This is a genomic window from Chryseobacterium pennae (assembly GCF_003385515.1).
Classification (GTDB): Bacteria; Bacteroidota; Bacteroidia; order Flavobacteriales; family Weeksellaceae; genus Chryseobacterium; species Chryseobacterium pennae.
Genome location: NZ_QNVT01000040.1, coordinates 32,363 through 43,862, shown reverse-complemented (window position 1 = coordinate 43,862; position 11,500 = coordinate 32,363). Strand labels below are relative to the sequence as shown.

General features: G+C 31.4%; 12 protein-coding genes. 9 read left to right on the top strand and 3 right to left on the bottom strand.

Annotated features, from left to right (window positions below; all coding sequences use genetic code 11):
- Window positions 1-130: 130 nt before the first annotated feature.
- The 7 genes from DRF65_RS26540 to DRF65_RS26510 all read left to right on the top strand — a co-directional run bounded on the left by DRF65_RS26540 (window position 131) and on the right by DRF65_RS26510 (window position 7,062).
- A complete protein-coding gene (locus DRF65_RS26540) occupies window positions 131-1,900 on the top strand; it encodes a phage baseplate assembly protein V (protein ID WP_115973719.1) in 1,770 nt (589 codons plus the stop codon).
- A 7-nt stretch (window positions 1,901-1,907) separates the two neighbouring features.
- Window positions 1,908-2,615, top strand: a complete 708-nt coding sequence (locus tag DRF65_RS26535) for a type VI secretion system amidase effector protein Tae4 (RefSeq protein WP_115973718.1) — start codon at window positions 1,908-1,910, stop codon at window positions 2,613-2,615.
- Complete coding sequence (locus tag DRF65_RS26530; protein ID WP_115973717.1) at window positions 2,600-3,019, top strand: hypothetical protein; 420 nt, start codon at window positions 2,600-2,602, stop codon at window positions 3,017-3,019. Before DRF65_RS26535 ends, DRF65_RS26530 begins: the two co-directional genes overlap by 16 nt.
- Before the next feature lie 4 nt (window positions 3,020-3,023).
- A complete protein-coding gene (locus tag DRF65_RS26525; protein WP_115973716.1) occupies window positions 3,024-3,353 on the top strand; it encodes a DUF4280 domain-containing protein in 330 nt (109 codons plus the stop codon).
- Window positions 3,354-3,763: 410 nt separating this feature from the next.
- Window positions 3,764-4,534: an abortive infection family protein gene (locus DRF65_RS26520; RefSeq protein WP_115973715.1), complete on the top strand. Its 771-nt coding sequence runs from the start codon at window positions 3,764-3,766 to the stop codon at window positions 4,532-4,534.
- Between the two features lie 74 nt (window positions 4,535-4,608).
- Window positions 4,609-6,222 (top strand): GIY-YIG nuclease family protein, encoded by a 1,614-nt coding sequence (locus tag DRF65_RS26515; protein WP_115973714.1) that lies wholly within the window; start codon window positions 4,609-4,611, stop codon window positions 6,220-6,222.
- Window positions 6,223-6,342: 120 nt separating this feature from the next.
- Entirely contained in the window at window positions 6,343-7,062 is a 720-nt protein-coding gene (locus DRF65_RS26510; protein WP_115973713.1) for an SH3 domain-containing protein, read from the top strand.
- Between the two features lie 68 nt (window positions 7,063-7,130).
- Here the strand turns inward: DRF65_RS26510 and DRF65_RS26505 are convergent, their stop codons facing one another.
- From DRF65_RS26505 to DRF65_RS26490, 3 genes are all read right to left on the bottom strand, one after another.
- A complete protein-coding gene (locus tag DRF65_RS26505; protein WP_115973712.1) occupies window positions 7,131-7,814 on the bottom strand; it encodes a hypothetical protein in 684 nt (227 codons plus the stop codon).
- 415 nt (window positions 7,815-8,229) lie between these two features.
- Window positions 8,230-8,664, bottom strand: a complete 435-nt coding sequence (locus tag DRF65_RS26495) for a hypothetical protein (protein ID WP_115973710.1) — start codon at window positions 8,662-8,664, stop codon at window positions 8,230-8,232.
- A gap of 1 nt (window position 8,665) precedes the next feature.
- Window positions 8,666-9,481 (bottom strand): hypothetical protein, encoded by an 816-nt coding sequence (locus DRF65_RS26490; RefSeq protein WP_115973709.1) that lies wholly within the window; start codon window positions 9,479-9,481, stop codon window positions 8,666-8,668.
- A gap of 5 nt (window positions 9,482-9,486) precedes the next feature.
- On the opposite strand from DRF65_RS26490, the gene DRF65_RS26485 reads away from it, so the two are divergent.
- Window positions 9,487-10,344, top strand: a complete 858-nt coding sequence (locus tag DRF65_RS26485) for a hypothetical protein (RefSeq protein ID WP_115973708.1) — start codon at window positions 9,487-9,489, stop codon at window positions 10,342-10,344.
- Window positions 10,319-11,287: a hypothetical protein gene (locus tag DRF65_RS26480; protein WP_115973707.1), complete on the top strand. Its 969-nt coding sequence runs from the start codon at window positions 10,319-10,321 to the stop codon at window positions 11,285-11,287. Before DRF65_RS26485 ends, DRF65_RS26480 begins: the two co-directional genes overlap by 26 nt.
- Window positions 11,288-11,500 lie beyond the last annotated feature (213 nt).

Below are 11,500 nucleotides of genomic sequence, written 5' to 3'. Positions count from 1 at the left end.
TTTCCTGGTGTTCATAATATCAAATTTAAAAATTAATCTCTTATGAAACACTCCTTAAGTGAGAGCCTAAATCAGTACACTTTTTGCTGACGATTTACAAATTATTGCTGATAGGATAATTAAAGAATCTTTGGGAACTAATAATTTCGATTTCAGAATAGACACCCAAAACAAGGGATATATTAATTATAGTTCACAATACTGCGAAACTCATTATAACTACCTTGCCAGAATTGCAGAGGCTTATGGAGAACAATTTTATTATGATGGTGAAGTGCTTCACTTCGGAAAGTTACCACCTCATGAAAAGTCCATAAAGCTTATTGATGGCAGTAATGTCAATGATGTACAGATAGAACTTAATGCAGTACATATCAAGCCTGAATATTTTGGCTATAATAGCAGTAACCATGCAAAGATGGTCGGAGTTGATAATCAAATCAAACATCTTGGTGAATTATCATCTGAAACATACGAGCTTAACAACAATATATTTAAAACCCGCTCACTGACTCCTGCTCCTGTAAATCCTAATATGTTTCTTGATATAGACGATTCTCAGAAAAGTGCAAGAGGGAGTAAAGCAGTAGATGTTTTTACCGTTTCAGGAAAAACAACTGTACCATTTCTATATACAGGTTGTGTAGCAGATTTAGCGATGAGAAAACCAGATAGCAATCAGACTTCACACTTCACCACTTTGATGATGACTGAAGTAAATCATGAAGTTGATGCAAGAGGCTACTATACAGGAAGCTTTGAAGCAATAGCTGAAGGCACTGGATTTATGCCTAAGCCTGATTTTATAATACCAAAGGCTGAACCACAGGTTGCAACTGTGATCTCTAACGTTGATCCTTTAAACCAGGGAAGAATACAAGTAAGATTTGATTGGCAATTGAATGATACTACCCATTTTATCCGAATGATGAGTCCTGATGCTGGTGGAACAGATGCTGTAAGCCAGAACAGAGGTTTTGTTACTGTCCCTGAAATCAGAGATCAGGTAATGGTGGGTTTTGAATATCATAACCCTGATTTTCCTTTTGCCATGGGTGGAATGTTTCATGGTGGTGTAGGTCTAGGAGGTGGAATGAACAACCGTGTAAAATCTTTACAGACCAGAAGTGGACATAGATTAGTGTTTACAGAAGACGAAAGCATACTCTTGACAGATAAAAGTGGTAATGAACTCAGATTTGACACAGAAGGAAGCAATATCAATATTACCGCCCCTGAAACTATTACTATAAAGTCGAAGAACCTGAAGTTTGATATTGAAGAGAATATTGAAACCAATGCAGGAAAGAATATGGATACTAATGTTGGGCAAAATATCAAAATTATTGCTAAACAAGAGATAAGTCAAGACAGTGGTAAGAAAACGATCATCAATGCTGGGACTAATACTGAAATATCAGCAAAAGCTCACTTAGACCTTTATGGTAAAGAAAAATTCATAGGATATACCGATGGTCAGACAGAGTTCGGAGCAAAAGACAGAATGCATGTATACGGAGCAAACTCATTATTGACTGCTAAAGATAAAATTGAGTACAAAGCTCCACAAATGAATAAACTTCCTCAAAATGGTGAGTTTGATTATACAAAAGAAAAGCAAATAGCATCAATGTATTGGGCTTATGAAGAAGAAAATACATCTTTAATGGATGATTCCAAGTTTTTTGTTGATATGAATCTCATTGTTCAGACAAGAAACTATGAGGAGGGAGAAAATATTGATGTTACTATAAAGTCTGATGATGGTGATCCATTAGCAGATGGCATTAATGAATTAACTTTATCAGGAACTGTTGATAAAGATGGAATGGTAATTTTTAAAGAGCCATTAAAAGCTTACACTCTTGAGCTTATGACGGAAGAAACAGAAAACACATAAATACATTATGAAAATTAATAATTTTATACCAACATTACTTGAACAACGGAGAGGTATCGTTGCAACAAGTGGAAATCAACAGACAAGACCAGTTCAGGTTTTAAGACCAAGCTGGAGAGATATGATTAAAAACTATCCTAATAGCTCCGTGGACGTAATTACATTGTATAATGAGATTGGTAATGGCTTGATTGGGTATTATAATAAATCAGCCACTGATTGGGAGAACACATGTGCTTTTAGAATGAGTAAAGGATTAAACTACAGTGGTTTCAAATTACCTTACGATAATTCTAAATATAAAGCAAAAGGAGCAAAAGGAGGAGTCCATAAAGGTGATGATAAGTTAAATTACTGGTATAGAGTTAAGGAATTGGGTAAATACTTGGAAGATCACTTAGGCAAACCTGAATTTGACGAGACATTAAAAAAAGCAGGATTAGGACAAGTAAAAGAAGGTTTGTCTAAAGAAAATTGGGATAAACTTCGTAAAATGAAAGGAATTATTATGTTTAAAGTATCTGGTTGGGGGAACGCCTCTGGACATTTTACACTTTGGGATGGAAGTAATTTAATATATCCTGGAGACCCTCAGCATAACAATCCTAATAGTGAATATTATTACTTTAAAATGAAATATGAACGATATGACTCTTCTAAAAGGACGAATATTGTTATACAAACAGATGAAATAAAGTTATGGGAATTAAAATAAAGAATTTTAAATACGCATTTGCGTTCTTAATTATGTCTACTGTTGAAGTTTTAGGACAGGATAAATTAACAGAAGTGAAAAAATACGCATTTGATAAATGCCTGAGTTATAACTATCAAAAGATAGATGCAAATTTTTATAATACATATAAAGATGCTTCAGGGGTTCAATTTTCCATAAATGGAAATTTTTTGGAGAATGATGAACTGAAAAACAAAATAATAGATTACACTATTAATGAAACGGGTCAATACTATTCAATAAAAAACAATCTACATTTTGAAACAGGAGATAAGAACATAATATTTTACAATTGTTTTGACTTCTATGAATCTAAGAAATTAGATAGTTATATAAGAAAGCTTATTGGACTGACACCAAAAAAGAAAACCTCAAAAAAATGATAATATGCCCCAGCATATCACAGATACAACTCAATTAAAATGTGATAAAGGAGCTTCACCAACTCCACTCACAGTAACAAGTCAATCTTTTATGAGCATTGATGGAAAGTTACAGGCTACGGAAGAGGACAAACAGCCTAATACCAATATTAAACCTTTTGGTGTATGTAGTGTTTTAAGATCTTCTTGTACACCTTCTCCTGTTAAATGGGATAATACCTCTGATTTTGAAATTGAGGGTAAAAAGGAGCTTTTAGATAACTCAACCTGTCAATGTTCTATTGGTGGTAAAATATCAGTTGTAAAGTCCGCACAGAATTTTGTAGAAGAATAATATTGTAAATAATAAAAACCTGGAATACATACCTTTATCTCTGTTGATAAAGGTTTTTTTATTTAACAACTACCTAAAAAATTAGTCATGAGATTTAACAAAGAAAAATTTAAAAACCAATTTGCGGCTATCGCTAATAAATTAAACTCAGCGTATGAATCAGTAGAAAAAAACTCTTATTAAAACTGCTAAATTAACCATTGTATTGATGGAAATAGACTTTTTTACATATGGTTATATTTACGAGAATTTGGTATAAATTACTTTTATTATTTTAATGTTTTAGATACAATCGAGGTATTATATATTTACAACATATTATTTATATTGTTATTAAAATTTATAACAAAAGAAAATGTAATTCTGAGTTGTCAAATTAAAAACTTAAATTTAAAAAAATAGGAGGATAAATGGATGGACTAAAGGGACATATTTATGATTGGTTAATTGAATCTGAGGAAGAAAAAGCTGCCATCTTTTTAGAGAATTGTGAAATCAACCAAATGTACATTGACACTTTATTTTCAATGGATAGTGATGTTGAGACTTATATGTATGAGGTAATTGTAAATGTACCTTTGAAAATTTATCGCAGAATCAATGAATATTCCCAGGAAGTTACGGCAATCGAATCAGCAATTACCGAATCAGGGCAATCGAATGGAATCTATGTAAGGGGCATTAGCTGGAGAGGATACCTAAAAAATGAACATCAAAAACAATCCGAAAAAAAAGCGATTGAGATAACACAATTACTTACCCAAGAGTATGTAGATAAGCAAATAAGGCTTATGAATAACTCAATAGAAAATAATCCTCATGTAGCTTTAGGGATTTCCAAGGAATTAATAGAAACTTGCTGTAAGCACATATTGAACAAAGCTAAGGTAGAAATTAATAAAGATTGGGATATCGGAAAATTAGTAAAAGAAACTAATAAACAAATTGATTTAATGCCATTTCAAGTTGAAAATGTTGAGCTAGCTAAATCATCAATCGCAAAAATTTTGAGTGGCTTTTCAAATATAGTACACGGAATATCTGAATTACGAAATTCCTATGGAACTGGGCACGGACATTTACCTGAGTTTAAAAGTCTAGATGTAATTTATATAAAGCTAGCCGTTTCAGCATCCAGTGAACTTGCAATATTTTATTTGAGTTTAGAAAAGATGAAGTAATGATGAATAATTAAGAAATTTTGCACAAATTAAATTTAATTATGCAATTTTATTACCTATTAAAAATCTAAACCATGAGAGCAAAAACATTATTTTCAATTTTCAAAGAAAAAAAAGATGAAAATCTTACTGAAAAATTAAAACTTAAGAATCCCAAATTATGGAAAAAGTTAAAGAGAAAGTTTGATATTGGTAGGCAAATTGTAGCTTTGCAAACATATAATGGTTTAGATACAGCAAATGAGAATACAATTAGATATTACTTACAAGAATATGCTGGGAGATTCATAAACCTTGGTCCACATTCATTTCCCACATCATTTAATGTATTAGAACCTTTTTTTATTTTTAATATAGAAAATTCAATTCTTCAACTAATTGAGGAAGAAGAAGCTTACTCTGTTTCTCTTTTGGATTTTTTAAACTTTGTGACCTCCAATGATTTTGATTCAGATAGTATTGATTATTTTGAAAATATACCAGAAAATATAATTTATCATTTTCAATTTAATTCTGATTTTGAAGAATATAACTTTTCTAGTACAAATGATACTTCATTTTTCATAGGAAACATATCTCTCATTAGACAAGGCAATAATGTTTCTATGCTTTTACAATGTGGTGAAACATATGATAAAAATGAAGCAGAAGAGTATTTAAAAGACAGAACAAAAGAAGCATTATATGCGACTATGAGTGAAAGAAAAAAATCTTTAGGATTAACGATTGAAACTGACGAAACTCATGCGAAAATAGTAAATTTTAAAGAGCATAATAATTTATGGAGTTATAATGTTTCTTTACTTTTTGATATTAAACGTAAAACAATTGATATTCGACATGTTGCTAGAGACGAAAATCTTAGTTTCAGAGTCTTAACTGATGATTTTTTTGCAATTTTTGCTGAGCAAACACAATTGACAAGTGATGAAAGAAAAGAAATATTTAATAACCAATTAAAAGAATTAAGTAAATATGATGCAGTATTTGATTTTGCAAAATATTGCTTAGCACTTCCATATTACGTATTTGAGAATGAAGAAAAATTGGTTGATGTAACATATGAAACAAAACTTTCAGAACTATTAACGTCACCTTTAGTGAAACGTAATTTTCAGAATGCTCCAAATAAGTATAAAATCTATGCTAAACCTTTATATTACTTAGAATCAGATTCTCAGGCTTACATCAAAAATCACGAGTTAAATGATAATAGTTTTCAAATCGAAAAATCAGGATTTTGGAAAAGAATAGGAATTGAAGAGGAAGGATTAGATAAATATGGAAAAAAAGTTATCGGGAAAACTTGGGTAGAGCGTAATGATACTTATTATACAGCTCCTAAAGTTGTAACGAAAATTAAAGAAGTTGAAAAGTTTACAAATGAGAATGCAGGATATATTTATATAATGAGACAACCTGCGCATGAGGAAAATATTTTCAAAGTTGGTCTAACAAAAAGAGATGCAAAAATTAGAAGTAAAGAGCTCTCTAATACAAGTACAATTGATAATTTTTTTGTAATCCACAAATATTTAACAAAAGACTGTATTGAAGCAGAGAAAATTATACACGAAAAATTAGATATGTATAGGTTAACAACCAGAAGGGAATTTTTCAGATGTGATTTAGAAATTATTATGAATATTTGTTCCGAAGTAATAACACTCATAAACCAAACAAAATAAGTCTATCATATTTAAAAATTTAATAAAATACAAAAAATGCAAAGTTTAAATAACCTTGAAAATTTAAGAAAGTTGTCTACTTTTACTGAGTAACTTAATAGTATTATTTCATCCCCTCTTATGGAAATAACTAGAAAATTAAACGCTTCTGGTAACTCTACAATATTAGAAGAATTCAATAAAAACACAAAAATAGGATTACCACCTTCCATATATGATTTAGTTAGAAGGTTAGATAATATAACTAATGAATCAACTCTGATTGCTATGAAAAGCATTAATTCACAATTACTTAACAATCAAGTTTTAAATAGAATTAATCCTATTGGTTATTGGACACAACTTGCCAGTATCTCATTAAATGATGTAATACAATTACCTAACGATGAAGAAATTGAAATACTGGCACAAGAGTTAGCAAACCGTGCGGAAGAATTAGATGATAGTTCATTAGAGATATTCAATAATTTAGTTACTTCAATTAAAAACTATATTGTTAACAATCCATCTATAAAATATTCTGGATTATTTATTTTGTTTTTGATTCAGCAAATTATTGTGCCAATAATATTAGAAAAAATTAAAGGAGAAAGTCAAAAGACTCCAACGACAGTTCAAATTATTAATAATTATAGTAGTAATAGCAATATTTTAGTAAAGGCAAATCAAAAATGTTCAATAAGAAATTACCCCAAAGACTCATCTAAGGAAATTTTTACATTGCAAGAAAATAACCAAGTAGAAATTTTAAAAGACAATATAAAATGGTGTTTAGTTATAAAAACTAATACCGCTGAAACTGGTTGGGTACGAAAAGAATATTTAAACTTTGCTAGGTAATAAAAAATGATTGGTTTTACCAAAGACAAGTAAAGCCAATCATCTTATTTTAAGTAAATTGAACTAAATTATTCAATATATTTATCCAGATAAATATTAACTAAGGTCCTTACCATTCTATTTTTGTTTTTTACATATTGCTCCACAAAACCTTTTACAAGGAAAAAATCAACAATAATAATTGTAAAGCCAATTAATAGTATAACAGAAATTAGAATTCTGGAACCATCATAAAAATCCTGCATATCTGACGAATAATCCAAGAACTTAGATAAGAACCCTCCTGTAATAATAGAAATCGTTATTACTACCGTTTGCACTGAAAGCCCATAGGAATATTTATTTTGTTGAGCTGAAAGTTTATCAATCAAAAAGAGTAAATTATCTTTTTTAGTCAGAGTATCTCCCAGTAAATCTATTAGTGCCCTTTTTTGTATTTCCAAAAATGAGCTATAATTATATTTATTATTTTCATTCAGGGCATAACTATAATATGTTCTAATAATGATCTCAATTCTTCCTATCATATAATTAACAGAAATAGCACTAAAGAATATCATGAGTGGAAAAGTCAAAACAATCCACAAATCTTTTTCGTAGAATAGGAATGTAAAAGATGCAATGGTTGGCAACAATGGCGGAATTATAATGTAAGCCCACCATTTAATTTTGAACTTTTTGTAAACTAAATTGTAAATAGAAATCTTAGCATTGTATTTACTAATTTCTTCGATGTGATTTTTTTGATTCATAATATTTATTTTTAGGGCGCAAATATATTAAATCACAACTTCTAGAAAAATCAGGCACTTCAAAACCTTTTTAATCAAGATTGTAGAATAACCAATATTCAATTCATATATTTTAAATCATATTTCATTAGCGCATCCAAATCTTTCAATAGAGGATTCATCTCGATAAACTTTTGAAACAACCTTTTTTGGGTTACCGCTATTTGTATTTGTTCTTCATCAAAGTCTTGTAAAACCTCTGAAGGTTCAAGCAAAAAATGATTATTCTGAATTACATCAATATTATTGAAAATAGCCAGATTATTAAAAAAAGAAAGATCTGCATTATTAGAATTACCTTGAATCACCACATCATTGTCTCCAGATATTTGATTATTCTGTCTATTAAAAATTACATTATAAATTTTCTTATCTGTTATAATAGATCATTCCCTTGAATGGTTAATCCTATTTTTACAGAAGTTTGATTTATAAATTCTAAAAAACCAGGTGTACCAGGAACACCATAAAGTGTAAAGTATACTTCAGTATTATAATTACCATCCTGAAGATTATCAAAATTTTTAAAAACAAGATAGAAATTCTTATATAAGTCAGATAATGGTGTTGAAAAGGATTCAATAATAGAATTACCATCAGAAACATCATTGACATCAATGGGAGTTCCTGAACTGTTAGAATCAAATCTAATACGATATTGTAAATAAACCTTACTTGTAGAATACTGTAGGTCAATTTTCACATTAGCAGGTAAAGGATCACCTCTTTTCCAGGTAATATTGGTTGTGAGTGTGTTTGCATTCAAATAATCCTGTGGTTCTCCCCCACCTTCTGGGAATGTTAGTGGCATATTAATGTTTGTTTTTATTAGTTAATGTTAAATATTCTTCTGTCATTTCATGAACATCCTTTCCAGTTCTGGCATTCTTTAAGAAATAGCCTTTAACACCATTTTCTTTGAGGTAAATCATAATTTCAGTATTAGCCTTAATAATTTCTATCGCCTGGATAAGTAAATCATCATTTCCTGAAGATACTGGCTGATTCGGGAAAAGTCCATCTTCAAAACCTTCAACTCTTTTAATTTCGTTCATGTAGGTTCTTTGAATTGCTGGATCTATCTTTTGCATAGTTTTTCCAGATACAACAAGTTCTGGCATGCTTGCTCCAGCTTCTCCCACTAACATAGTAGGTTCGTCATAAATCCCCGTTTTAGACTTTCTTTTTCTTGCATTAAAAAGTTTATTGTCCTGAGATCTTAGAACAGGATAGAAACCGTCTTCTGCACCTGGTGCTGCTGGAAGAGGCTGGCTCATAACAGTGCCAAGCTGTACGGCTCCAAGAGCACCAATTATTACTGATAACGGAATTGCCATAGGATATCCTGGGTTAACCCAAGCCTGCATAATAGCAAGAGCAGTATTAGATATAATTTCAGCAATTTGCATCATCCTTTGCCTTTTTGCTTGCTTATATTTTATTTCAGCTTTTTTGCGATCAAGTTCTGCATCTATGGCTATTGTCTCTTTCTTATACTGCTCCTGGGTAATCAAACCTGCATCTAGCTGACTTTGTAACTTTTTCTTCTTCTTATCGCTGGAGATCTCCATTTTTTGAAGCATTTTCTGCTCATTTGCCTGAACAAATGAACTATATGCACTAAACATGTTTTTTGCAACCGTTAGGTGTACTGGCCAACAAACTGTTGCCTACCGTTTTCCCTACGCAACAAATACAAGAAGAACTTATTGGCGAACAGATTGAAAAGAGACTTATCGAACTCACGAACGATTTGCAGCGCATTGGTTCCAGAAAAATAGAAATTCTACACAACACTTTTAAAGAATTAACTACAATTTATAATGGATATCTGACCAAAGTCCAGAAAATAAGCGACTACCTGTCAAAAAATAAGATTACAGGAGCTAATTATGCGACATTGCAACATACACCAGCTACTGGATATCCAGATGATTGGATGAAAGTTTTCAGAAAACGGCTCACCAACGAAATGCAGGAAACAGGCCTATTTGCAACAAATAACAAACAAGACATTGACGACATCATGATTAGTGTATTCCGCGAAGCAAACGGAACAAGAGAAGCCACCATAAACGACCTGCTCAACCCACGCTCTTATTTTGATCTCCTTTTTGAAATCAGGCAAGACGGGCAAAAAAATTCTGGAAGCAATGGGCAAACCTATACAGCCAATGCACTGCTTTGCCTCGCCAGACTATCGCTCATTGAAGACGAAGACCGCACCGGAATACGAATTATGCCGATTGATGAAGCAGAAGGCTTGGGAAGCAATTACGAAATGTTACATAAACTAGCAAAAAAGGAACAGTACCAAATCGTTACTATGTCAATCGAAACTGCAGGTGATATTAATGACGAAGGACAATATATCTATATCATGCACGACAATAAAGATGCTAATGGCTTGACCTATGTACCACCATTAGGTATCTTTCACAGAGGACAATTAACAGAACACATCAATGAAATCTTTGAAGAAACTACATAGTAAGGATTTTACATGGCCCGTATTAAAAGCACTGAATGATTTGTATGAAAAAAAGAAAACAACAGCAAAAATTCAGCAAGTAGACTATATCCGTTACTTAATGGCACAAACAGAACTTATTGCTCAAAAAAAAGGCAATAGCAATATTCTAGTTGCAGGGGATGGTTATAAAGAATATTACGAAGCCAATTTTCAATCTGCTTACCAATACTATTACAACTTTCTTAATCAGGCAGGCATTCGGCCAGACGGCGGTAAAAATTTCACCGAAGAAGATATACGTACCTTAATGGTTATTTACGAAAGCAGGAACGAGCTCAGAGGCAACCTCACAAACATAGAGGACTTTTCAGGTAAAGTTTTCGACTATGCAGGTTCAAAATATTTGAAATTTAGGAACAGCGTTCGCAACGCAGTACTGAAAATCCTGGAAATAGATGAATTCCCACAAACGTCAAAAGATTTGCAATACAGACTGGTTGTTGATTATCCCACTCCAAAAGCCATTATACTCTGTGAAAACAAATCCTTTCTCAAACAGCCCTGGAATGCCAAAGAATTGGAAGTCAAGCTATGGCATGTGGGTGGAAACAACATCGCAATTTTAGACAATATTGACGAAATGGAACTGGTATACCCTATGTATTACAGTTGCGACTGGGATTTTCATGGGTTAGAAATATTCCAACGCATAAAGAGTAAACTAAAAAACCGCGGCACAGAAATCCAAATTTTGACTCCTCCATCTCCGCATCAATATCTTCCATCAGATTCTTTCATGCAAAACAGCAGATGGAATTACAAAGTTCCTTTTTCTGGATTAGATAAAGAGGTATTCTCTTCCAAAGAACGAGAAATAATAACTAAACTCATTAAAGAAGATTTATGGATTGAAGAGGAGACAAATGTATTGAAAGATATGTTTTATTATAATTTCAAATAAGATAATCTATTAATTTGAAGATTTTACAATTCTAAATTTAAGAATCAATGATATTAAAAGCATTAAAAAAACAAAATAACCACTTTCAACATATTCATTTTCAAATAAATACACTTAAAACACTTTCAAGGTCTTAAAAAAAAGAGTTTGAATAGCGTCCTGTTAAGCACTTAAGAAGACAACTATTTATTAGTTGTCTCTTTTTTTATATAC